The sequence below is a fragment of the Pseudomonas sp. S2_A10 genome (assembly GCF_054668465.1).
In genome coordinates this window covers 2,294,590-2,318,117 of record NZ_CP162773.1, presented here as the reverse complement: position 1 = coordinate 2,318,117, position 23,528 = coordinate 2,294,590, and the positions used below count along the sequence as shown (strand labels likewise).

The following is a 23,528-nucleotide window of genomic DNA, read 5'->3' as shown; positions in this document are numbered from 1 at the left end:
CAACATTCATATCGACTGATACACCCTCTTCGCGAGCAGGCTCGCCCCCACATTTGATTTGTATAGCGGCTTAATTGGATGTCTTGGCCATCTGCCGATCCGACGCCCGCCAGATCAGGCGTGTGGTGTCGTAACCCTGCTGACGCGCCTTGCTCAGCAATTCTTCCCGCACTACACCGTTGACGGTCGGTGTGCGTGACAGCAGCCACAGGTACTTGCGACTCGGATCGCCGACGATGGCGGTCTTGTAATCGTCGCTGACGTACAACACCCAGTACTCGCCCTTCGCCACACCCGGCACCAGGCGCGAGAACCAGTTATCGAATTCGACCCAGAGCTTGTCGGTCTTGCCCGGCACTTGTGGATAAGCCGTGCCCTTGGCTTCTTCCCACTGCCACTCCGGGGTCAGGCAACGGTTGAGCACGCCGACATTACCGTCAGGCTTGAGGGTGTAATGGGCTTCGGATTGCGCGCAGTGGCGCTGGAAGTACATCGGCAAGCGTGCCAGTTCATACCAGGTGCCCTGATAACGCTTGAGATTGACGCTGTTGACGGTCTTGGGCGCCAACGGGTCGACGCCGGAAGTGGCGCAGCCAGCCAGTACCAGGCCAGCAAAAAGGATCAGCAATAACCGCTTCATTTTTTTCTCCGTGGGCGCGAAGCCCCGGTTTACTTCAGGCCTTGGCCGGAAAACATCAGCACTTTGTCACCGGCGTATTGCACGCTGATAAAGCTGTTCTTGTCGCCCCAGGTGCAGCTGGACATACCGAGCGCGCCCGAGCAATCGGTGGGCTTGCCGAGAAGGGTTTCCACTTCGGACTTGGCCATGCCGGCCGAGAGCTTGGAGTAGTTTTCCTGATTGACCTTGCTGCATGCGGCCAACAGCACGCAAAACGACAGCAGGGCGATAGATCGCAGCGACATGGTGAAACTCCTGGAACGAGGGGGGATGGCATGGTGCCAACCAGAAGCTTAGAAGAGAAAAGTGTCATCTGGTTCCGTGACCGAACGCCTATTTATCAGCCCGCCCGTCCGGCTTTTGTCGGTAAATCAAAAACTTTGTGAAGCCGTCGAGCATTTCGTCGACTTTCCCTGCAAACGCCTAATCTTTGGCGCGGCGCGGTCGAAAATAAGAGCAGCGCAACGCTGCCGAATATGGCAAATTGCCGCCCTTTCCTGACCAGCCCCTTCGCGGTAGTTCATTCGATGACCAGAAACATGAAATTCAGCCACAAGATTTTGCTGGCTGCTGCCCTTGTGGTGGCCGTTGCGTTCGCCTGTTTCATCTTCTTCAACGACTATCGCCAACGTCAGGCCTTGAGCAGCAGCACCGAAGCGACCATGCAGGAACTGGGTAGCCTGACCACCAGCAACATCCAGACCTGGCTGGAAAGTCGCATTCAACTGCTGCAATCGCTGTCGCAGCAAGTCGCCGTCGACGGCAACGCGCCCGCCAGCCTCAAGCGCATCATTGACCTGCCCGCCTACACCGGCAATTTCCAGCTCAGCTATTTCGGTGGCGCTGACGGCGTGATGTTCTCGGTGCCGGCCGGCAACCGTGCGCCGGACTACGACCCACGGGCGCGTGGTTGGTACAAAGCGGCCAACAGCGCGCAGCAGACCATCGTCACCGAACCGTACATCGCCGCTTCGTCGGGCAAACTGGTGATCACCGTCGCCACCCCGGTGCAGCGTCAGGGCCAAATGCTCGGCGTCGCCGGTGCCGACATCGATCTGACCAGCGTCAGCGCGATCATCAACTCGCTGAACTTCGGCGGCCACGGTCATGCGTTCATCGTCAGCGCCGAAGGCAAGATCCTGATTCACCCGGACAGCAAGCTGGTGCTCAAGTCCCTCGCCGAGGCCTATCCGAACGGCGCGCCTCAAGTCAGCCCGGGCCTGAAACAAGTCGAGTTCGACGGCAAGACCCAGTTGGTTTCCTTCACCCGCGTCAACGGCGTGCCATCGGCTGACTGGTACGTGGCGCTGGTGCTCGACAAAGACACCGCGTTCTCGATGCTCAGCGAATTCCGCACCTCGGCACTGATCGCCATGGTCATCGCCGTGCTGATCATCATCGGCCTGCTCGGCATGCTGATTCGCGTGCTGATGCAACCGCTGCTGACCATGGGCCGTGCGATGCATGACATCGCTGAAGGCGAAGGCGACCTGACCAAACGGCTGGTGATTCACGGCAACGATGAATTCGGCGCATTGGGTACGTCGTTCAACCGCTTCGTCGAACGCATTCATACGTCGATCCGCGAAGTGTCCTCGGCCACCGGCCAGGTCAACGAAGTCGCCCTGCGTGTGGTCGCTGCCTCGAACTCGTCGATGTACAACTCCGACCAGCAGGCCAGCCGCACCAACAGTGTCGCCGCCGCGATCAATCAGCTCGGCGCCGCCGCTCAGGAAATCGCCCAGAACGCCGCCCTCGCCTCGCAGCACTCCAGCGATGCGCGCAGCCTCGCGGTCGACGGCCAGCAGGTGGTGGATAAAACCATTTACGCCATGCAACAACTGTCGGCGAAGATCAGCGACTCCTGCGGCAACATCGAAACGCTGAACAGCAACACGGTGAACATCGGCCAGATTCTCGAAGTGATCACCAGCATTTCCCAGCAGACCAACCTGCTCGCACTCAACGCCGCCATTGAAGCCGCGCGTGCCGGTGAGGCCGGACGCGGTTTCGCCGTGGTCGCCGACGAGGTGCGCAACCTCGCGCACCGCACCCAGGATTCGGCGCAGCAAGTGCAGAAGATGATCGAAGAGTTGCAGGTCGGCGCACGTCAGGCAGTAACCATCATGACCGAGAGCCAGCGCGAGAGCGAAAGCAGCGTCGGCATCGCCAACCAGGCCGGCGAGCGTCTGGGCAGCGTGACCCAGCGCATCGGCGAAATCGACGGCATGAACCAGTCGGTGGCCACCGCGACTGAAGAGCAGACTGCTGTGGTCGAGTCGATCAATGTCGATATCAACGAGATCAACACGCTGAATCAGGAAGGCGTGGAGAACTTGCAGGCGACGTTGCGCGCGTGTTCGGACCTTGAGCAGCAGGCGGCGCGGTTGAAGCATCTGGTCGGCAGCTTCAGGATCTAAGCTGCAGCCTCAGGCCTCTTCGCGAGCAGGCTCGCTCCCACAGTGGAATGCATTTCAATTGTGGGAGCGAGCCTGCTCGCGAAAGCGGCATAAGCCGCACTGAAGATTCAGAATCTTGAGCCGGGCCTGGACAGGAACTCCAATTCCTCAGACGTAGACTCCCGCCCCAACACCGCATTGCGATGCGGAAACCGGCCAAACCGGGCAATCACCTTCTGATGCCGCTCGGCATAGTCCAGGTTATCGGCAAACACCGCCCGCTCCGACTCTGGTTGTTCAGCCACCAATTCAATAAATCTGGAAACGGCTTCATTCTGCACCGCGAGGTTTTCGCAGTGTTCGAACACCAGATAAATGAACACACGCTGAATCGGCTTCAACTGCCGATCAAAATCTGCCGCAATGCCTTGCGCGACAAGTTTCTGTGCAAGCAGATCACCGAAAAACGCTTTGGGGGTGTCGCGATAGATCATGCGCGGCAGTTGATCGAGCAGCAGCACCACCGCCAGCCAGCCTTCGGGACATTGCGTCCACTCGGTCAATTCGCCGGCCAGGGCCTGATCGACAAAGACCCCGAAACGCGTCTGCGCTTCGAGGTCTTGGCTGTTTCGCTTGCCGAACCACAACTTGCCCTTTTCGGCCGCTACTTCGTTGGCTGATTCGGCGTGTCCGAACCACCAGTCGAGCAACGGCTGCCAGGGCGCGTGCATGGTTTATTCCTTGTGGTAGGCCGTGGCGCGGGCGACTTCTTCTTTCGAACCGAGGAACACTGCAACGCGCTGGTGCAGGCCTTCCGGCTGGATGTCGAGAATGCGCTGGTGACCGTCGGTGGACGCGCCGCCGGCTTGTTCGACAAGGAACGACATCGGGTTGGCTTCATACATCAGGCGCAGCTTGCCCGGTTTCGACGGCTCGCGGCTGTCGCGCGGGTACATGAACAGACCACCACGGGTCAGGATGCGGTGGACGTCAGCAACCATCGCCGCGACCCAGCGCATGTTGTAATTCTTCTTCAACGGACCTTCTTCACCGGCCAGCAGCTCGCCGACATAGCGCTGTACCGGGGCTTCCCAGTGGCGCTGGTTGGACATGTTGATGGCGAATTCCTGGGTGGTTTCCGGGATGGTGATGTCTTCGTGAGTCAGGACGAAGCTGCCCATTTCGCGGTCCAGGGTGAAGCCTTTGACGCCGTCACCCAGGGTCAGCACCAGCATGGTCTGCGGGCCGTAGATGGCGTAACCGGCGGCCACTTGCTGGGTGCCTGGCTGCAGGAACGCTTTTTCGTTCAGCGGCTCGTTCTGGCTCAGGTACTCGTTCGGGCAACGCAGTACCGAGAAGATCGTGCCGACCGGGGCGTTGATGTCGATGTTCGACGAGCCGTCCAGTGGGTCGAAGACCAGCAGGTATGCGCCTTTCGGGTATTTGCCCGGGATCTGGTAGGCGTTGTCCATTTCTTCGGACGCCATGCCGGCCAGGTGACCGCCCCATTCGTTGGCTTCGAGGAGGATCTCGTTAGAGATCACGTCGAGCTTCTTCTGCACTTCGCCTTGCACGTTCTCGGTGCCCATGCTGCCCAGAACACCACCCAGGGCGCCTTTGGACACGGCGTGGCTGATCTCCTTGCAGGCACGCGCCACCACTTCGATCAAAAAGCGCAGATCGGCAGGAGTGTTGTTGCTGCGGGTCTGCTCAATCAAATAGCGACTCAAGGTAACGCGGGACATGGACGGCTCCGGTGGAATGGGGGGCGGAAAACCCGCGCAGTTTACAGGGAGTCTGAAAACCTAGCGAGCGAAGACGCCGGCTAACGTGCGCCTGGGTGTATTTGCCTGTATGAGACGTGATTGTTGGTGGAGAGTTCAGGTGTCGGGTTTAGCGTAGTTGGAAATGGGGCGGGTGGTGGTTGAGCGATAGCGGCAGTCTGATGAATTTTTGTTGTTTGACCGGCCGCCATCGCTGGCGAGCCAGCTCCCACAGGATGTGTGGTGTACACAAAATATGTGAACGACCGAGATCACTGTGGGAGCGAGCCTGCTCGCGAATGGCGCAAAGCGCCGCCATGCTCAGGTATTGGCTGGCGGTTTGCGCAACAGGCTGAACGCCATCGCCCCGAGAAACACCACACTGAGCAGCAACACCGCCCACAGCCCGAACTTCTTCCAGTTGGTCCCGGCCACCGCAGCCGTCGTCGCCGCCGAAGTTTGCGTGGCCTTCGCTTCGTCCTGCACCGTCGCCTTGCCCAGGCTCGCCAGCTTTTCTGGCTTGAAATCCGGAATCAACGTTGCCAGCGGCAGGTTCGCCGTTTTCACCGTGGCATTGCCCAAGGCCAGGCTGTACGGCCCTTCGCCCCGGGCGAGGAAGATCACCTGCGTGGCGCGCACCGCGTATTTCAGGTCCGGCGCCTGCTCACCCAGACCGCCGCCGCGCTCATCCACGGTCAGCTTGAGTTGCTGCACGGTCTGCCCGGACAGCGGGATTTCGTTCTGGACCACGTCCTGATTGTTCTGGCTCAGGCGATACAGCAAACCGCTGCTCAGTGGCTGCCACGGCAAGTTGCTCTCGCGCCGGCCGGCCAACGTGACCGGCGCCAGACTGTTCGGCTGTTTCAGCTCGATCTGCACCCGCTCGACATTCAGCCCCATCGGCAACTGCCAGATGTATTCCCCGGACTTGGTGCTGCTGCCGGCCACGCTGGGCGACCAGACCAAAGGCAGCGGCAGGTTGCGCGGGTCGCTGCTTTTCAATTGCGCCGACGTCAGGACGGGCGCCGAACCCGGCGACTCCCACAGCAGGCGCACATAGCGCGCGGTCTGCCCCGGCAGGGTCACTTCGTGCTGTTCGATGCGCTCATCGGAAAAGGTCAGCCGTGCCACCTGGCCCTCGCCCCATGACTGCCAGTGCTGCAGATCGTCGCTGGCCTCGATGCTGAAACGCTGGAAACCGTCGCGCTCGCTGGTCCAGTCGAGGATCAACTGCTGCAACGGTGCCTTGATCGCACTGGCATCGAGCAGCCAGCCGCGCAGCACTTCTTCGCCCGCCTCCAGTTGCGAGGACGGTTGCACTTCGACCAGGGTGCCGTTGGTGGTCGACTGCACGCGCACATTCGGCGCGCGCTCGCTGGCGTCGGCGGCGTTGTACAGCGGGAACCATTTGACCTCGTGCAGCTTGCCGTCGTCGCGGGTCTGCGCCGATTCGCGAGCCAAGGCGTAGGCCTGCGCTTCGCCGGCGGCGTTGAACACACGCAGGTCGCCGAGATCGGTCTGGCGCGCCTGCAATTGCGCGCTCAGCGGCAAGTCGAGGCGATACCACGGGCCATTGCCGCTCACCGTCAACGGCAACTGCGTGGCGAAGTCCGCCGGTTTTTCCTGAGCGCCAGCGACCATCACCACGCCCAGCGCCAACCAACCCAGATTCAGCATGCGACTCAAGATGCAACTCCTTCGGTTTCCGGCGCGGGTTTGTCCGCCGCCGGTTCAGCCTCGACGCGTTTGGGTGGCAGCGGCGCAAAGTAGCCGACCACCAGCAGCAACACGCCAACGCCGATAAACGAGACGATCCGGGCGAGGCCGCCACGGTTGCTCAGTTCGACAAAAATCAGCTTGGCCACCACCAGCGCGATCAGCGCCGCGCCGATCAGCCACACTTCGCGGCGATGGCGCAGATGGCCGCCGATCATCAGCCCCAGCGCCATCAACGTCCAGACGATCGACAGGCCGGCCTGCACCAGCATCGACGCGAGCAGTTGATCAAGCTCGAACGGGATGCCGGCCAAGTGATGCGCCGCGCGGGTGACCAGCGCGGTGCAGAAGGCGAACAGCGAAACCCCGGCGATCAGTTGCGTAGCCTTGTCGGCATGATCCTGACGGATCGACAGCTGCGCGACGGCGCTGCGCGACCAGGCATAAACGCCGAACAGCGCAAACAGCAGACCCAGCTCCAATGGGTTGAGCAGCGGCACGTAAGGCAATGGTTCGGCATTGCCATCGCTGACGCCATTGGCCAGCCAGAACCACGCCAGCATCAGCACCGCCAGCGGTGCCGCCGCATACAAGCGGTACTCCCGAGCAAATGCGGCCACCGGCCACGGCCAGTTGCGCGGTGCAGCCATCAGCAACAGATAGAGGCTCGGCAGAATCGCCCAGCCCAGCCACCGCCACGCGTTGTACTGCTCGGCCAACAACAGCAGGCCGTAACGCAACTCCAGCGCCAGCACGCCAATCAACAGCCAGCAACCGAACACATGGGCCGCGCTCAATGCGCGCGCCGGCAACACCGAAGCCAGGCGGCGCAGGCTGAAGAAATGCACCGCGAACAGCGCCGGCCACGCCAGCCAGCCGAAGTCGGCGGCCGGGTGGTAGCGCGAATGCCAAGCGCCGAGCAAAACCAGCGTCGCCGCCGGAATCAGCAAGGTGCAGAGCAACCCCAGCGCCGGCCATTTCAGACGCAGCGACAACAGCGTCCACAGCGCAACACTGATCGCAGCGACCAGCAGCAACAATGTGCCTTGCAGGTTCGGCGAAGCGAAACGCAGGATCTCGCTGACCCACGCCAGCGTCCACCAACCGGCGCCCCAGACCAGCAGCACTTGCGACAAGCGTTGCAAACTCAAGGCATCAAAAGCACTGGCATGGTTGCCCAATTGCAAGCGCCACGCGCCGATCAGCGCGGCCAGCCCCAGCACCAGCGGCGTCCAGAATCCGCCATGGGCCAATGGTTTCAATCCTTCGCTAGACAACGGCCCGAGCCATTCGGGGCCGGCGAGCAGAAACGCTGCGCCGCCGACCACCTGCAACAGCAGGCCGAAAACGAAACTCAGACGCTGTTGCAGGTACAGGCTCAGCCAGATGATCAGCAAACCGCTGGCCGCCCACACCGCGCTCGCGGTTTGCCACGGCAGCACGAACAGCACCGCCAGATTGATCAGTACCAAGCCGGCCAGCAGCACCACCGACAAGCCGCGCAGCAGGCGCACATCGCCGCGCACCATCTCGTCCCGCGCCGCCAGCAGCATGCCGCCAATCAAGGCCAGACCGATCAGCGATGCACTGAGCAAGCCGCTCCAGCCAGCGCTGAATACCGCCGCCGAATCTTCACCGGCAGTTTGCAGGCGCAGCAGGAACAACGCGCCGCCCAGCAACTGCACGGCGAACGCGGTGAACAGGAATGTGCGTGATTGAATCCGCAGCCCCACGAACAAAGTCGCCAACCCGGCCAAGGCCCAACTGATTGCCGTGCCCTGGATGAACAGGAACAACGGTGCCAGCAGATAAAGGAACGTCAGGCCCAGACACGCCAGCAGCGGCAGGCCTTGCTTTTCCCACGGCGATGTCTGCTCGGGCGTAGCCTTGCGCAGTTGAAGGAAACTGAACAGCAGCGCGGCGCCAAGCATCAGCGCGCCCAGCGGTGCGCCGTCGAGCAGGCTGCTCTCGCCGGGCTGCAACTGGCTGAGAAACGCCAGTGCCGAACCCAGTTGCAGCAGTAAGGCAAAGGCCCGGGCAAACGGTCGATGCTGACGCAACCCGAGCCAGAAAATCCCCGCGCCTTCCACGGCCCACGCCGCAGAAGTCCAGCGCGCATCGAGCCCCAGCGGAATCGCGAGACTGGCAAAAATCACTCCCAGCGCCAGGCAGGTTTCACCTAGCAGCATCGCGCGCCCGCCCATCAAAACTTTGGCCAGCGCCATATAGATCATGCCCAGCGCCAACGCACTGAACGCCGCCGCAAATTCGAGGTGCTGGACCAACGCAAACTGCAAACCGAAGCCAATGATCGGCGGGCCGAACAGCAGGGTGCCGTCGACATAATCACCCTTGCGGGCCGACCATTGCAGCAGCGCCTCGCGATCAGCCTCCGCCGGAGCATCCTGCAGGTCGCGCAATTTGCGCCGGGCGAACAGCAGGCCGATGGCGAGGTACATGAGGAAAAACACAATCAGGAACGGCTCGGTGCTCCACAGCAGTTCCGGGGTGTAGGAACGCAGACCCCAGGCGAAACCGATACCGAAGGTGCCGACAAAACCGATCAGGTTGAGCAGGCGCCAGGCCTTGAACCAGGCGATGGAGAGAATGCCGGCGTTGAGCAAGGCGAAATAACTGAAAAGTGCGACGTGATTGCCTTCGCCGGTAGAAGTCAGAATCGGCGCGGCGAAACCGCCCAACGCTGCCGCTGCGGCCAACCCCAGTGCATCCTGAGTGATCGCCAGAATGGCCGAGAACACCGTCACCGCGACCAGCAAACCGAGTGCAGCGGACGGATCAAGCAACGGATGCAGACGCATCGCCGCAAACACCGTCAGGTACAACACCGCGATCCCGGTGCCTTGCAGCATCAACGCATAGTTGCTATTGCGTCGGCGCAGCCACCAGCCCAGCGCAAGCAAGGCGAACGCCGCTGCCGCAACACCGGCGTAACGCAACTCGATCGGCACCACCATGCCTTCGGTGGCGTAACGCAGTAAAAACGCCAGACCGAAAAACAGCAGCACCACACCGACGCGCAGCACGGTGTTGCCGCCAAACAGCCAGTTGCGCGCAGCGCTGATGCCGCGTTCGATCAGGTTCGGGCCACGGGGTTCGGCGGGTTTTTGCGTTGGTGCAACGGGAGCCGGTTCGGCGCGCCAGACATCGGCCGGCAGCGACTGGCTGGTTTCGCGGGCGACGGCGGAGACCGGTTCGAGTTCGGGGGGCAGTTCCCAGATCAGCTCAGGGGGCTGGGCTGCCTGCTCAGCCACGTCGACGGGCGCGGCGACTGGCTCGGCTTCAGGTGGCGGCGCGGGCGCATGGGAGGGCGAACCTTCCAGCACAAACAGCCGCTGGGCCACGCCTTGCAAGGCTTCGCGCACCTGCTCGAGTTGACGCTGTTGCTCCGCCGCCTGCGAGCCGAGGCGCGCAATGCGTAGCGCCTGGCCGATGACCAGCCCCAGCAGCGCACCCAACAGCGCGCCGCTGAATGACTCGTCGAGCAGTCCACCGAGCACCAGCCCGATCAACATGAACATCCATTGCATGGTCGATATCCCTAAGCAGCCCCGGGGCGGGGCGAGTCCGGTGATGGCTTCAGTCTAGGCACAAACCGTGTGGGAGCGAGCCTGCTCGCGAAGGCGGATTGTCAGCCAACATTTCTGTTTAAGTCGACGATCGCTTCGCGAGCAGGCTCGCTCCCACAGGGTACGGCGGTGATTGATGCCTTTTAACCGGCGCTCAGTATATCGATCCGGCCCAACAAACGTTGGGCCTTGCGCAGATTTGTCGGGGAAAGTTACTCCAGCGCTTTCCAGATATCCGTGGCGTACTCGCGAATCGTCCGGTCGGAAGAGAACCAGCCCATCCGCGAGGTGTTGAGCACCGCCGAACGCCACCAGTTCTGCGAGTCGTGCCAGTGCGCATCGACACGCTTCTGCGCTTCCCAGTAGGAATCGAAGTCGGCGCAGACCAGGAAGCGGTCATAGTCGATCAACGAGTCGATCAGCCCGGTATAACGCGAGGTATCGTCCGGCGAGAACACACCGCTGCGAATCGCTTGCAGCACATCGTTCAAACGATGGGAGGCGGCGATGTCGGGTACGGCGCTGAACTCGTGGTTCTGCTTGCGCGCTTCAACCTGTTGCGCGCTGAGACCGAAGATGAACATGTGCTCGGCACCGATGCGCTCGCACATTTCCACGTTGGCACCGTCGAGGGTGCCGATGGTCAGCGCGCCGTTGAGGCCGAACTTCATGTTACTGGTGCCCGACGCCTCGAAACCGGCGGTGGAAATCTGCTCGGACAAATCCGCCGCCGGAATGATGCTTTCGGCCAGGCTGACGTTGTAGTTGGGCAGGAACACCACTTTCAGCAGGCCGCGCACGGTCGGGTCGTTGTTCACCACCCGAGCGATGTCGTTGGTGAGTTTGATGATTAGCTTGGCCTGGTGGTAACTCGCCGCCGCTTTACCGGCGAAGATCTTCACGCGCGGCACCCAGTCGACTTCCGGCTCGGCACGAATCGCCTGATACAACGCCACGGTGTGCATCAGGTTGAGCAACTGACGCTTGTATTCGTGAATACGTTTGACCTGCACGTCGAACATCGCTGCCGGGTTGACCGCGATCCCGAGGCGCTCGTGAATCAGATAGGCCAGCGCCTTCTTGCTGTGCAACCGCTGCTCGGCGAAGGCTTTGCGGAACGCGGTTTTCTCGGCGAACGGTTCAAGTTCGAGCAGGCGCTCTTCGGGATGGTCGAGCACATCCGGGCCGAGAGCGTCGATCAGCATCGAGGTCAGTTCCGGGTTGGCCTGATACAGCCAGCGGCGGAAGGTGATGCCGTTGGTTTTGTTGTTGATCCGCTCCGGATAGAGCTTGTGCAGTTCGGCGAATACGGTTTTGCGCATCAGCTGCGTATGCAGACCGGACACGCCGTTGACGCTATGCGAACCGAGGAACGCGAGGTTGCCCATGCGCACCCGGCGGCCGTTGTCTTCTTCGATCAGCGACACCGCGCGCAACACGTCGAAGTCATGAATGCCCTTGGCTCGCAACGAATCGATGTGCTGTGCGTTGATCAGGTAAATGATCTGCATGTGCCGTGGCAGCATGCGTTCCATCAGCCCGACCGGCCAGGTTTCCAGCGCTTCCGGCAGCAGCGTGTGGTTGGTGTACGACAGCGTGTCGACAGTGACTTGCCATGCTGCATCCCACGCGACGTCGTAGACGTCGACCAGTTGGCGCATCAGTTCTGCCACGGCGATTGACGGGTGAGTGTCATTGAGCTGAATCGCCGCGTGATCACCCAGGGTCAGCACCGAGGTGTGCATGTTGCGGTGACGGCGCAGCAGATCCTGCAGCGAAGCGGCGACGAAGAAGTATTCCTGACGCAGGCGCAGTTCTTGCCCGGCTTCGGTGCTGTCGGCCGGATAAAGGACGCGGGAGATACTCTCGGCGCGGGCCACTTCCGCCACGGCGCCCAGGTGGTCACCGGCGTTGAAGCGTTCCAGGTGCAGGTCTTCCATGGCGCGGGCACGCCACAGACGCAGAGTGTTGACACTCGCCCCGCGCCAGCCGACCACCGGCGTGTCATAAGCAATTGCGCGCACGGTTTCCGCCGGCGACCAGACCTGACGAGTCTTGCCGGAGGCATCGGTGACGGTTTCGACGCTGCCGCCGAAGCCGATCGGGTACGCCACTTCCGGCCGTTCGAATTCCCAAGGGTTGCCGAAATCCAGCCAGTGTTCGGTCTGCTCCTGTTGCCAGCCATCGACAATCGCCTGACGGAACAAGCCGTGTTCATAACGAATGCCATAGCCATGGCCGGCGATGCCGAGGGTCGACATGCTCTCCATGAAGCACGCCGCGAGACGACCGAGGCCGCCGTTACCGAGCGCCGCGTCGGGCTCCAGCAGACGAATGCGCTCCAGATCGACGCCCAGTTCGGTCAACGCTTCACGGGCGACGTCGAGCAGGCCGAGGTTGCTCAGGCTGTCGTAGAGCAAACGGCCGATGAGAAATTCCAGCGAGAGGTAATAAACCCGCTTCTGGCCTTTGCGATAGATCTGCCGGGTGTGGTCCATCCAGTGTTCGACCATGTGATCACGCGCAGCCAGGGCAATGGCTTCGAACCAGTCATGGTCGAAGGCGTGATCGGGGTCTTTGCCCACGGCGTAGGTGAGTTTGGTCAGGACGGCGTCGCGGAACGCGGCCACCTCTGCTTCGCGAACTAGTGGTTCTTGAGTCATCAACAGGACCTCGAGCGAGCGGGAATTTTCTGAGCCTAGACGGTCTGACCGGCGGTAACGGCTCTGGTTCGGCAGTATTTGCCCGGACTGTGCACCAGTCCGACATAACCCTGGCGGATGAGCCAATGAATGCAGGGGCCGTGCCGTCCTGTCGGGCAAATTGCAGTCGTTGCGAAAATATCCGGCGAAAGGTTGTTCAAAATTCCACCGCTCCCGGTATGATCGCGCGCCCTGATGCATACACGCCTGGTAACTCCCGATGATGAAGCCCAACCTGATCGCCGCCGCCGAGATTGATCGTCTCGATACGTGGGCCAAATACTCGGCGCCGATGTGCGGCTCGTGCATGTCCAGCTGCTGCACGCTGCCGGTCGAAGTGAAGATCAAGGATCTGGTGCGCATCGGTGTGGTCGACGAGTTCGAACTGGGCGATCCGCCAAAGAACATCGCCAAGCGTCTGCAAAAGGAAGGTCTGGTCGAGCGCTTCAATCAGAAGTCGGGGATCTTCACCCTGCAGCGCATGAGCAACAACGACTGCTATTACCTGGATCGTAAAACCCGCCTGTGCACCATTTATGACAAGCGCCCGGACACCTGCCGCAACCACCCGAAGATCGGGCCGCGGCCGGGGTATTGCGCTTATAAGCCGAAAGAAGTCGAGCGGGTGCAGAATTTCCGGGCCATCGACAAATTTTGATCGGCCTTGAGATTTTCAGCGGCTGACCGACCGCCATCGCTGGCAAGCCAGCTCCCACAATGATTGTGGTCGAACACATATTTTATATACGACCCAAAACCCTGTGGGAGCTGGCTTGCCAGCGATGGGGCCAGCACAAATATCGCTAAACGCCAGACAAACAAAAACGCCCCCGGTCTCGCGACCGGGGGCGTTTTCTATTCCAGGGCTGGATTACGCCTTGGCTTTCTTGGCAGCGCGGGTACGCTCGCTTTCGTCGAGGATCTTCTTGCGAAGACGGATCGACTTAGGCGTAACTTCGCACAGCTCGTCTTCCTGGATGTATTCCAGAGCCTGTTCCAGGGTGAAGCGAACAGGTGGGACCAGAGCGATGGTTTCGTCTTTACCCGAAGCACGCATGTTGTCGAGCTTCTTGCCTTTGGTTGGGTTCACACCCAGGTCGTTGTCGCGGCTGTTCTGACCAACGATCTGACCGTTGTAGATCTCCTGGCCGTGTTCTACGAACAGCTTGCCACGGGCCTGCAGGGTTTCCAACGAGTAGGTCAGAGCCTTGCCGGTTTCAACCGAAACCAGAACGCCGTTCTGACGGCCGGACATGTGGCCCGACTTCACTGGAGCGTAACGGTCGAAGATCGAGGTCAGGATGCCAGCACCGTTGGTCAGGGTCAGGAACTGGTTACGGAAACCGATCAGACCGCGAGCAGGGATGTTGTATTCCAGACGAACACGGCCCTTGCCATCCGGCACCATGTTGCTCAGGTCGCCCTTACGCAGACCCATCTCTTCCATGACCTTGCCCTGGGATTCTTCAGGGATGTCGATGGTGACGTTTTCGAACGGTTCCTGCTTCACGCCGTCGACTTCACGGATGATCACTTCAGGACGGCCCAGGGCCAGCTCGAAGCCTTCGCGACGCATGGTTTCGATCAGTACCGAGAGGTGCAGCTCACCACGGCCGGACACCTTGAACTTGTCAGCCGAGTCGCCTTCTTCAACGCGCAGTGCAACGTTGTACAGCAGCTCTTTGTCCAGACGATCCTTGATGTTACGGGAGGTCACGAACTTGCCTTCTTTACCGCAGAATGGCGAGTCGTTTACCTGGAAGGTCATGGAAACGGTTGGCTCGTCAACGGTCAGCGGCTTCATCGCCTCGACGGTGTTGATATCGCACAGAGTGTCCGAGATGAACAGCTCGTCGAAGCCGCTGATGCAGACGATGTCGCCAGCTGCTGCTTCGTCAACGTCGATGCGGTGCAGACCGTGGTGACCCATCAGCTTCAGGATACGACCGTTGCGACGCTTGCCGTCAGCGCTGATAGCGACAACCGGGGTGTTCGGCTTGACGCGACCACGAGCGATACGGCCAACACCGATAACACCCAGGAAGCTGTTGTAGTCCAGAGCGGAGATCTGCATCTGGAACGGACCGTCACGGTCAACGGCCGGAGGCGGAACGTGGTCGACTACTGCCTGGTACAGCGGAGTCATGTCTTCCGCCATGGCGGTGTGGTCCAGACCGGCAATACCGTTCAGGGCCGAAGCGTAAACAACCTGGAAGTCCAGTTGTTCTTCGGTCGCACCGAGGTTGTCGAACAGATCGAAGATCTGGTCCAGAACCCAGTCCGGACGCGCGCCTGGACGGTCAACCTTGTTGATGACCACGATTGGACGCAGGCCGGCTTCGAAAGCCTTCTTGGTCACGAAACGGGTTTGCGGCATAGGGCCGTCTTGAGCGTCAACCAGCAGCAGAACGGAGTCGACCATCGACATTACGCGTTCAACTTCGCCGCCGAAGTCGGCGTGGCCCGGGGTATCCACGATGTTGATGTGGTAGCCGTTCCAGTTGATGGCGGTGTTCTTCGCCAGAATGGTAATACCGCGCTCTTTTTCCTGGTCGTTGGAGTCCATCACGCGCTCGTCGTTGAGCTCGTTGCGCTCCAGGGTGCCGGATTGACGCAGGAGTTTGTCTACCAGGGTGGTTTTACCGTGGTCAACGTGGGCAATGATGGCGATGTTGCGTAGATTTTCGATCACTTGTGTATCTCGATCAGAGGATTCGGTTTGCTGACAAGTCATGGCAGCGATTAGCAGTAGTGTCCGGCATGGCCGTTACAGCTTGACGGCGGTGTCGGGGGGCCGGTGACGCAGGCCACAGGCAAACAGCCCCGGGCACTTAGCTCGGTCGATAAACGCGCACATTGGCATGCCCCTCACTGAGCAAATGGTGGGCATGCAGGCGACTCATCACGCCTTTGTCGCAATACAGCAGGTACTGGCGAGTAGGGTCCAGTTCCTTGAAACGTGCGTTCACTGCATAGAACGGCATCGTCTGTACCTCTATGCCGGCGAGCTCCAGCGGGTCATCCTCGGCGGCATCCGGGTGGCGGATGTCGATCACGATCTGACCGGCCAGCGCTTCGCTGACTTCTTCAATCTGCAAATCCTGGCCCAATTCGTCGATTACCCGATCGATCGGCACCAGTTTGGCGTTGGCGAGCGCACGCTCGAGTACCGCCATGTCGAATTCTTTCTCTTCGTGCTCAACCCGGCCACGCTTGGCGGCGGTCTTGGGGTTGACCGAAATCACGCCGCAGTATTCCGGCATGTGCCGGGCGAAATCGGCGGTGCCGATCTCGTTGGCGGTGTCGATGATGTCCTGCTTGTGCGCGACGATCAGCGGCCGCAGCACCAGCTTGTCGGTCACGCAGTCGATCACCGACAGGTTCGGCAGCGTCTGGCTCGACACCTGGGAGATCGCTTCACCGGTCACCAGTGCATCGATGTGCAGCCGTTCGGCGATCTCGGACGAGGCGCGCAACATCATACGCTTCAAAACCACGCCCATATGACTGTTATCGACTTTGCCGAGAATTTCGCCCAGCACTTCCTCGAACGGCACACTGACAAATAGCACGCGTTGCGAGCTGCCGTACTTCTTCCAGATGAAGTGCGCGACTTCCATCACGCCCAATTCGTGGGCACGCCCGCCGAGATTAAAGAAGCAGAAGTGCGCCATCAGGCCGCGACGCATGATCTGGTAAGCCGCCACGGTCGAATCGAAGCCGCCGGACATCAATACCAGCGTCTGCTCCAACGCGCCGAGCGGGTAGCCGCCGATGCCGTTGTGCTGGCTGTGAATCACGAACAACCGTTTGTCGCGAACTTCGATACGGACTTCGATTTGCGGTGCTTTAAGGTCGATTCCGGCCGCACCGCACTCACGACGCAGCTTGCTGCCGACGTATTTTTCCACGTCCATCGAGCTGAAGGCATGCTTGCCTGCGCGCTTGCAGCGCACCGAGAAAATCTTCCCGGCCAGTGCATCGCCGTAGTGCTGTTTGCACTTTTCGGTGATGTCGTCGAAATCGCCCAGCGGGTACTCGTCGATCTGCAGAAAATGCGCGATACCCGGCATGCAGGTCAGGCGTTCGCCCATCTCTTTCAAGGCTTTGGGGTCAGTAACGCGGGTTTCCAGCTCGAGATTGTCCCACACGCCGTTCACCACCACGGCCGGGTCCAGGTCACGGAGCACGGTGCGGATATTCTTGGCCAACTGGCGGATGAATTTCGTCCGGACAGGTCGGCTTTTGATGGTGATCTCGGGGAAGACTTTTACGATAAGTTTCATGAAAACAGCGCGCGAACGGCCAGCCGAAAAAGGGGGGCGCGGATTATAGCGGAAATTGCTCAAGGTTTAACCAGTTAATGTGCAGAAGGTTTTGCTTGCACCAAAACAGGTCATTTCTGAATTTAAACGCAACATTAAGGGGCGGGATTTGTCGATTCAGTACCTCGCACGCCTTAATAAGCGTGAATTTGGGGCAAAAAACCCATGCTGGGGCACTGGCATGCAATTTGCTCCCTTGTGAGGCAGGTTGCCTTGGCAGAGTATTCGCGCCGGCATCACCATTATTAAGGGCATCCACTACCCGCCCTAATTCACCCGGAGGACACTATGTCGAAGTCGGTTCAACTCATCAAAGATCATGACGTCAAGTGGATTGATCTGCGCTTCACGGACACCAAAGGCACTCAGCACCACGTGACCATGCCGGCTCGCGATGCGCTGGATGACGACTTCTTCGAAGTCGGCAAGATGTTCGACGGTTCCTCCATCTCCGGCTGGAAAGGCATCGAAGCCTCCGACATGATCCTGATGCCGGTCGACGAAACTGCCGTGCTCGATCCGTTCACCGAAGACCCAACCCTGATTCTGGTGTGCGACATCATCGAGCCTTCGAGCATGCAGGGCTACGATCGCGACCCACGTGCGATCGCCAAGCGCGCCGAAGAGCACCTGAAAGCCACCGGTATCGGTGACACCGTATTCGCCGGTCCGGAGCCTGAGTTCTTCATCTTTGACTCGGTCAAATTCAAGTCGGACATCTCCGGCTCGATGTTCAAGATCTACTCCGAGCAAGGTTCGTGGATGTCCGACCAGGACATCGAAGGTGGCAACAAGGGTCACCGTCCAGGCGTGAAAGGCGGCTACTTCCCGGTTCCACCGTTCGACCACGACCACGAAATCCGTACTGCCATGTGCAACGCACTGGAAGAAATGGGTCAGTCGGTTGAAGTTCACCACCACGAAGTGGCGACTGCCGGCCAGAACGAAATCGGCGTCAAGTTCAACACCCTGGTGAAGAAGGCCGACGAAGTTCAGACCCTGAAATACGTTGTGCACAACGTTGCCGACGCTTACGGCCGCACCGCGACCTTCATGCCGAAGCCACTGTACGGCGACAACGGTTCGGGCATGCACGTACACATGTCGATCTGGAAAGACGGCAAGAACACCTTCGCAGGTGAAGGCTATGCCGGCCTGTCCGATACCGCTCTGTACTTCATCGGCGGCATCATCAAGCACGGTAAGGCCCTGAACGGCTTCACCAACCCGGCGACCAACTCCTACAAGCGTCTGGTGCCAGGCTTCGAAGCTCCGGTAATGCTGGCCTACTCGGCTCGCAACCGTTCCGCTTCGATCCGTATTCCTTACGTGTCGAGCCCGAAAGCCCGCCGTATCGAAGCACGCTTCCCGGATCCGGCTGCCAACCCGTACCTGGCCTTCGCAGCACTGCTGATGGCCGGTCTGGACGGTATCCAGAACAAGATCCACCCAGGCGATGCCGCCGACAAGAACCTGTACGATCTGCCGCCTGAAGAGGCGAAAGAGATTCCACAGGTTTGCGGCAGCCTGAAAGAAGCCCTGGAAGAGCTGGACAAGGGCCGCGCGTTCCTGACCAAGGGCGGCGTGTTCTCCGACGACTTCATCGACGCTTACATCGCGCTGAAATCGGAAGAAGAAATCAAGGTTCGCACCTTCGTACACCCACTGGAATATGAGCTGTACTACAGCTGCTGATCCGGTAGCGCTGCGTAAAGCGGCGTGACAAAAGAGGCCTCCTTTGGGAGGCCTTTTTTATTGCCCGGCGCAACGCATTTTCCATGTGGGAGCGAGCCTGCTCGCGAAAGCGGTGGGTCATTGATCGTTCCCACGCTCCGCGTGGGAATGCAGCCCGTGACGCTCCGCGTCACTGGACGCGGAGCGTCCCAGGAGGCATTCCCACGCAGAGCATGGGAACGATCCGTGTTTTGGCTACCAGTCTTTTCAATTCCAGTTATTAACGGTTTTGGCCAACCGCCCCACCTGTCCTATGCTGCTACCCATCGCTTCCAATCCCGGTCGATTTCATGGGTCGCACGTTTCTCTACATTCTGCTGCTGATCGCTCTGCCCGCCGCCGCGCAGATCTACAAGTACACCGACGCCAACGGCAACACGGCGTACAGCAATCAGCCGCCGGACGGCGTGCAGGCGCAACCGGTCGAGCTGCCGCCGCTCAATCGGGTCGAGCCGCAAGCACCGAGCGCGCCGCAATCACCCACCGCAGAACAACCGCAACCACCGCGCAACGCCTATGAAATCCTCGAACTCGCCGGTCTGCCCACTGACGAGGCGCTGCGCGCCAACAACGGCACCTTTACGGTCAATGTCCTGATCAAACCGCGCCTGCAATCGCCGCATCAACTGAGACTGGTGCTGGACGACGAGCCCTATGGCCAGCCGAGCAACGTACCGGTTTTGCAGTTGGTGAACATCGATCGCGGCGAGCATCGCCTGGCCGTGCAGGTGATCGACGGCCAGACCGTCATTCAGCAGAGCCCGCCAGCCGTCTTCACCGTGCAACGGGTGCATAGACCATGATCCGCGCGGGGCTGGTACTCGTTCTGGCGCTGATGTCGACGTACACCTTGGCGGAGGTCTTTACCTATGTCGACGCGCAGGGCAACCGCGTCTATACCGACCAGCCACGCGCCAACGCCAAGCGAGTGCCGATCGCGACGAGCAATCGCATGGCTGTCCCTGCCAACACCGCAGCGCCGATCACCACAGCGAAAAAATCCGCCGAACCAGCGCCCTTTCACTACGACATGCTGCGCATTCTGATCCCGGAGCCCGATGCCACTCTGCGCAGCAGCGCCGGCGAGCTGATCGTCAGCGTCACCAGCGAGCCCGGCCTGCAAAGCGGCCATCGTTATCGCCTGCTGCTGGATGGCAAGGCCACTGGCGAGCCCGGCGTCAGCCCGGTATTTGCGCTGAGCAATATCGATCGCGGCAGCCACAGCCTTTCGATCGAAATCCTCGACGCCGCCGGGCGTACCGTGGAACGCACCGCCAATCAGCCGTTCCACATGCTGCGCATTTCCCTCGCGCAGAAACGTCAGGTCAAACCCTGCGTTGCCGACGACTATGGCGTGCGCCCGGAATGTCCGCTCAAGGACAAACCTGAAGAGCCGAAAAATCCATTCCTGCGCTTCTTTTAACCTCCGCCAGCCGCGCGCACTCTATTGGTGCACTAAACTGCATCTCGCCCACAACCCAACCCATTTTGGTTCGAAACTTCCCGTTTGAGCTGGCTTCGTGCCATACAAACGCGCGTCAAACGCCTGTTTCAGGGGTTAAACGCTTCTTTTCGGAGCCTTGGTTTGGTTTTTGCATTTTCCCGACATCAGCGCTTTGTTCTCGCGCACGCCTTGCTCCAAAAGGGGTCCAGATGACCATAAGCGACGCTATTCACCGTTTGCTGCTCGACAACCTGACCACGGCGACCATCCTGCTCGACGCCGAATTGCGCCTGGAGTACATGAACCCGGCGGCGGAGATGCTGTTGGCCGTCAGCGGTCAGCGCAGCCACGGCCAGTTCATCAGCGAGCTGTTCACCGAATCCCCCGAGGCGCTCAATTCCCTGCGTCAGGCGGTGGAGCAGGCGCACCCGTTCACCAAGCGTGAAGCGATGCTCACCGCCCTCACCGGCCAGACGCTGACCGTGGATTACGCGGTCACGCCAATCCTCAGCAACGGCGAGACTTTGCTTTTGCTTGAAGTGCACCCGCGTGATCGCCTGTTGCGCATCACCAAGGAAGAGGCGCAGCTGTCCAAGCAGGAAACCAGCAAGATGCTGGTGCGCGGCCTCGCCCATGAGATCAAGAACCCCCTCGGCGGCATCCGGGGCGCAGCGCAATTGCTCGCCCGCGAACTGCCGGAGGAAAGCCTGCGCGATTACACCAATGTGATCATCGAAGAGGCCGACCGCCTGCGCAATCTGGTCGATCGCATGCTCGGCTCGAACAAACTGCCGTCGCTGGCCATGTGCAACGTCCACGAAGTGCTCGAACGCGTCTGCCATCTGGTCGAAGCCGAAAGCCAGGGCTGCATCACCCTGGTGCGTGATTACGACCCGAGCATTCCCGACGTATTGATCGACCGCGAGCAAATGATTCAGGCGGTGCTGAACATCGTGCGCAATGCGATGCAGGCCATCAGCAGCCAGAACGAGCTGCGCCTGGGCCGCATCAGCCTGCGCACCCGCGCCATGCGCCAGTTCACCATCGGCCACATCCGCCATCGTCTGGTGACCAAGATCGAGATCATCGACAACGGTCCCGGCATTCCGGCGGAACTGCAGGAAACCATTTTCTTTCCCATGGTCAGCGGCCGCCCGGACGGTACCGGGCTGGGCCTGGCCATTACCCAGAACATCATCAGTCAGCACCAGGGCCTGATCGAGTGTGAGAGCCATCCAGGCCACACCACCTTCTCGATCTTCCTGCCACTGGAACAAGGAGCCACATCGACATGAGCCGTAGTGAAACCGTGTGGATCGTCGATGACGACCGTTCTATCCGTTGGGTCCTGGAAAAGGCCTTGCAGCAGGAAGGCATGACCACCCAGAGCTTCGACAGCGCCGATGGCGTGATGAGTCGTCTGGCCCGGCAGCAGCCGGACGTGATCATTTCCGATATCCGCATGCCGGGCGCCAGTGGCCTGGATCTGCTGGCGCGGATTCGCGAACAGCACCCACGGCTGCCGGTCATCATCATGACCGCTCACTCCGATCTGGACAGCGCTGTCGCCTCCTATCAGGGCGGTGCTTTCGAGTACCTGCCCAAGCCGTTCGACGTCGATGAAGCGGTTTCGCTGGTCAAACGCGCCAATCAACATGCCCAGGAACAGCAAGGCCTGGAGGTTGTGCCAGCCCTGACCCGCACCCCGGAAATCATCGGCGAAGCGCCGGCGATGCAGGAAGTGTTTCGCGCCATCGGCCGCCTGAGCCACTCCAACATCACCGTGCTGATCAACGGCGAATCCGGTACCGGTAAAGAACTGGTCGCCCACGCCCTGCACCGCCACAGCCCACGCGCGGCTTCGCCGTTCATTGCCCTGAACATGGCGGCGATCCCCAAGGATCTGATGGAATCGGAATTGTTCGGCCACGAGAAAGGCGCGTTCACCGGCGCGGCAAACCTGCGTCGCGGTCGTTTTGAACAGGCGGACGGCGGCACGCTGTTTCTCGATGAAATCGGCGACATGCCGGCGGACACCCAGACGCGTCTGTTGCGCGTGCTGGCCGATGGCGAGTTCTACCGCGTCGGCGGCCATGTACCGGTCAAGGTGGATGTACGCATCATCGCCGCGACCCACCAGAATCTCGAAACACTTGTCCACGCCGGCAAATTCCGTGAGGACTTGTTCCACCGCCTGAACGTGATCCGCATCCACATCCCGCGCCTGTCGGATCGTCGTGAAGACATTCCAACCCTGGCCCGGCACTTCCTCAGCCGCGCCGCGCAGGAACTGGCGGTCGAGCCGAAGCTGCTGAAAAGCGAGACCGAGGAATACCTGAAAAACCTGCCGTGGCCAGGTAACGTGCGCCAGCTGGAGAACACCTGTCGCTGGATCACCGTCATGGCCTCCGGCCGTGAAGTGCACATCAGCGATTTGCCGCCGGAACTGCTCAACCTGCCGCAGGATTCGGCGCCAGTGACCAACTGGGAACAGGCCCTGCGCCAGTGGGCGGATCAGGCCTTGGCCCGCGGCCAGTCGAGCCTGCTCGACAGCGCAGTGCCGGCGTTCGAGCGGATCATGATCGAGACTGCTTTGAAGCACACCGCAGGACGTCGGCGTGATGCGGCGGTGCTGCTGGGTTGGGGGCGCAATACCCTGACGCGCAAGATCAAGGAACTGGGGATGAAGGTTGATGGTGGGGATGATGACGAGGGGGAAGAGGGTTAACGCTTAAGGGTTGCCGTGCACTCAGGATCGATCCCCCTCACCCCAGCCCTCTCCCGGGGGAAGGGAGCAATCTCGGGTGGTTTCGAGGCCTGGGTTCGGCTCGGTATCTCAGGTCGGCGTAACTTGACCGGGCAACTCGGTCAGTCCCCTCTCCCTTGGGAGAGGGTCAGGGTGAGGGCCACCGTGCACCGCATCAATGCACGATGACCCGTGATCGCGCAGAGCCCGATTCTCATCGCCCAGTTCCGCAGTGCCGAAAAACCCAGACTTGAAATAAGCGAAAGCCCCGTATTCCGGGGCTTTCGCGTTTTCGAAGCATTTTTTGTTACAGCAAATCAAAACCTGGCACGCCGCCTGCAATATCTATCTCAGGTGATTCGATTCACCACCCGTTTCGGGGACCTTGGTACAGGCAGGCCGGGGATTCCCCTCTTTACACCGGGCTCACAGC

Annotated in this window: 16 protein-coding genes; 7 read left to right on the top strand and 9 right to left on the bottom strand. The window is 60.6% G+C overall.

Annotated features, from left to right (window positions below; all coding sequences use genetic code 11):
• Nucleotides 1-70: 70 nt before the first annotated feature.
• Both AB4N41_RS10595 and AB4N41_RS10590 read right to left on the bottom strand, forming a co-directional pair.
• On the bottom strand, nucleotides 71-640 hold the full coding sequence (locus AB4N41_RS10595; protein WP_016772094.1) for a lipocalin family protein: 570 nt from the start codon (nucleotides 638-640) through the stop codon (nucleotides 71-73).
• Nucleotides 641-669: 29 nt separating this feature from the next.
• Complete coding sequence (locus AB4N41_RS10590) at nucleotides 670-924, bottom strand: hypothetical protein (RefSeq protein ID WP_016772095.1); 255 nt, start codon at nucleotides 922-924, stop codon at nucleotides 670-672.
• Between the two features lie 282 nt (nucleotides 925-1,206).
• Between AB4N41_RS10590 and AB4N41_RS10585 the strand changes: the two genes are divergently transcribed.
• Nucleotides 1,207-3,099, top strand: coding sequence for a methyl-accepting chemotaxis protein (locus tag AB4N41_RS10585; protein WP_252877274.1), 1,893 nt, complete (start codon nucleotides 1,207-1,209; stop codon nucleotides 3,097-3,099).
• Nucleotides 3,100-3,206: 107 nt separating this feature from the next.
• Here AB4N41_RS10585 and AB4N41_RS10580 read toward each other — a convergent pair whose 3' ends face one another.
• The 5 genes from AB4N41_RS10580 to AB4N41_RS10560 form a co-directional block, all read right to left on the bottom strand.
• Nucleotides 3,207-3,809 carry a DUF924 family protein gene (locus AB4N41_RS10580; protein ID WP_252877273.1) on the bottom strand — a complete coding sequence of 201 codons (603 nt, stop codon included), beginning with the start codon at nucleotides 3,807-3,809 and terminating at the stop codon, nucleotides 3,207-3,209.
• Nucleotides 3,810-3,812: 3 nt separating this feature from the next.
• Nucleotides 3,813-4,823, bottom strand: a complete 1,011-nt coding sequence (locus AB4N41_RS10575) for a class 1 fructose-bisphosphatase (protein ID WP_016772098.1) — start codon at nucleotides 4,821-4,823, stop codon at nucleotides 3,813-3,815.
• A 339-nt stretch (nucleotides 4,824-5,162) separates the two neighbouring features.
• On the bottom strand, nucleotides 5,163-6,527 hold the full coding sequence (locus tag AB4N41_RS10570; protein WP_252877272.1) for a DUF3999 domain-containing protein: 1,365 nt from the start codon (nucleotides 6,525-6,527) through the stop codon (nucleotides 5,163-5,165).
• A complete protein-coding gene (locus AB4N41_RS10565; RefSeq protein ID WP_252877271.1) occupies nucleotides 6,524-10,105 on the bottom strand; it encodes a DUF2339 domain-containing protein in 3,582 nt (1,193 codons plus the stop codon). Before AB4N41_RS10565 ends, AB4N41_RS10570 begins: the two co-directional genes overlap by 4 nt.
• A 251-nt stretch (nucleotides 10,106-10,356) precedes the next feature.
• Nucleotides 10,357-12,807, bottom strand: a complete 2,451-nt coding sequence (locus AB4N41_RS10560) for a glycogen/starch/alpha-glucan phosphorylase (protein WP_041477535.1) — start codon at nucleotides 12,805-12,807, stop codon at nucleotides 10,357-10,359.
• A gap of 259 nt (nucleotides 12,808-13,066) precedes the next feature.
• Between AB4N41_RS10560 and AB4N41_RS10555 the strand changes: the two genes are divergently transcribed.
• Nucleotides 13,067-13,504: a YkgJ family cysteine cluster protein gene (locus AB4N41_RS10555; RefSeq protein ID WP_016772101.1), complete on the top strand. Its 438-nt coding sequence runs from the start codon at nucleotides 13,067-13,069 to the stop codon at nucleotides 13,502-13,504.
• Between the two features lie 213 nt (nucleotides 13,505-13,717).
• Here AB4N41_RS10555 and typA read toward each other — a convergent pair whose 3' ends face one another.
• Entirely contained in the window at nucleotides 13,718-15,538 is a 1,821-nt protein-coding gene (typA, locus tag AB4N41_RS10550) for a translational GTPase TypA (protein WP_016772102.1), read from the bottom strand.
• A 139-nt stretch (nucleotides 15,539-15,677) separates the two neighbouring features.
• Nucleotides 15,678-17,132 carry a tRNA uracil 4-sulfurtransferase ThiI gene (gene thiI / locus AB4N41_RS10545; RefSeq protein WP_024011233.1) on the bottom strand — a complete coding sequence of 485 codons (1,455 nt, stop codon included), beginning with the start codon at nucleotides 17,130-17,132 and terminating at the stop codon, nucleotides 15,678-15,680.
• A gap of 327 nt (nucleotides 17,133-17,459) precedes the next feature.
• Here thiI and glnA point away from each other — a divergent pair, with 327 nt between their 5' ends.
• From glnA to ntrC, 5 genes are all read left to right on the top strand, one after another.
• Complete coding sequence (gene glnA / locus AB4N41_RS10540; RefSeq protein ID WP_016772104.1) at nucleotides 17,460-18,866, top strand: type I glutamate--ammonia ligase; 1,407 nt, start codon at nucleotides 17,460-17,462, stop codon at nucleotides 18,864-18,866.
• Nucleotides 18,867-19,195: 329 nt separating this feature from the next.
• Nucleotides 19,196-19,708, top strand: a complete 513-nt coding sequence (locus AB4N41_RS10535) for a DUF4124 domain-containing protein (protein WP_252877270.1) — start codon at nucleotides 19,196-19,198, stop codon at nucleotides 19,706-19,708.
• Nucleotides 19,705-20,328: a DUF4124 domain-containing protein gene (locus AB4N41_RS10530; RefSeq protein ID WP_122747959.1), complete on the top strand. Its 624-nt coding sequence runs from the start codon at nucleotides 19,705-19,707 to the stop codon at nucleotides 20,326-20,328. Before AB4N41_RS10535 ends, AB4N41_RS10530 begins: the two co-directional genes overlap by 4 nt.
• Before the next feature lie 230 nt (nucleotides 20,329-20,558).
• Nucleotides 20,559-21,644, top strand: a complete 1,086-nt coding sequence (gene glnL / locus AB4N41_RS10525) for a nitrogen regulation protein NR(II) (protein WP_024011230.1) — start codon at nucleotides 20,559-20,561, stop codon at nucleotides 21,642-21,644.
• Nucleotides 21,641-23,077 carry a nitrogen regulation protein NR(I) gene (gene ntrC, locus AB4N41_RS10520; RefSeq protein WP_016772108.1) on the top strand — a complete coding sequence of 479 codons (1,437 nt, stop codon included), beginning with the start codon at nucleotides 21,641-21,643 and terminating at the stop codon, nucleotides 23,075-23,077. The genes glnL and ntrC overlap by 4 nt, the downstream gene beginning before the upstream one ends.
• The last annotated feature ends 451 nt before the right edge of the window (nucleotides 23,078-23,528 follow it).

What these genes read in the sequence shown, in the direction of transcription:
- AB4N41_RS10595 (WP_016772094.1), bottom strand. Translation starts at nt 640, where the DNA reads ATGAAGCGGTTATTGCTGATCCTTTTTGCTGGCCTGGTACTGGCTGGC.
- AB4N41_RS10590 (WP_016772095.1), bottom strand. Translation starts at nt 924, where the DNA reads ATGTCGCTGCGATCTATCGCCCTGCTGTCGTTTTGCGTGCTGTTGGCC.
- AB4N41_RS10585 (WP_252877274.1), top strand. Translation starts at nt 1,207, where the DNA reads ATGACCAGAAACATGAAATTCAGCCACAAGATTTTGCTGGCTGCTGCC.
- AB4N41_RS10580 (WP_252877273.1), bottom strand. Translation starts at nt 3,809, where the DNA reads ATGCACGCGCCCTGGCAGCCGTTGCTCGACTGGTGGTTCGGACACGCC.
- AB4N41_RS10575 (WP_016772098.1), bottom strand. Translation starts at nt 4,823, where the DNA reads ATGTCCCGCGTTACCTTGAGTCGCTATTTGATTGAGCAGACCCGCAGC.
- AB4N41_RS10565 (WP_252877271.1), bottom strand. Translation starts at nt 10,105, where the DNA reads ATGCAATGGATGTTCATGTTGATCGGGCTGGTGCTCGGTGGACTGCTC.
- AB4N41_RS10560 (WP_041477535.1), bottom strand. Translation starts at nt 12,807, where the DNA reads ATGACTCAAGAACCACTAGTTCGCGAAGCAGAGGTGGCCGCGTTCCGC.
- AB4N41_RS10555 (WP_016772101.1), top strand. Translation starts at nt 13,067, where the DNA reads ATGATGAAGCCCAACCTGATCGCCGCCGCCGAGATTGATCGTCTCGAT.
- thiI (WP_024011233.1), bottom strand. Translation starts at nt 17,132, where the DNA reads ATGAAACTTATCGTAAAAGTCTTCCCCGAGATCACCATCAAAAGCCGA.
- glnA (WP_016772104.1), top strand. Translation starts at nt 17,460, where the DNA reads ATGTCGAAGTCGGTTCAACTCATCAAAGATCATGACGTCAAGTGGATT.
- AB4N41_RS10535 (WP_252877270.1), top strand. Translation starts at nt 19,196, where the DNA reads ATGGGTCGCACGTTTCTCTACATTCTGCTGCTGATCGCTCTGCCCGCC.
- AB4N41_RS10530 (WP_122747959.1), top strand. Translation starts at nt 19,705, where the DNA reads ATGATCCGCGCGGGGCTGGTACTCGTTCTGGCGCTGATGTCGACGTAC.
- glnL (WP_024011230.1), top strand. Translation starts at nt 20,559, where the DNA reads ATGACCATAAGCGACGCTATTCACCGTTTGCTGCTCGACAACCTGACC.
- ntrC (WP_016772108.1), top strand. Translation starts at nt 21,641, where the DNA reads ATGAGCCGTAGTGAAACCGTGTGGATCGTCGATGACGACCGTTCTATC.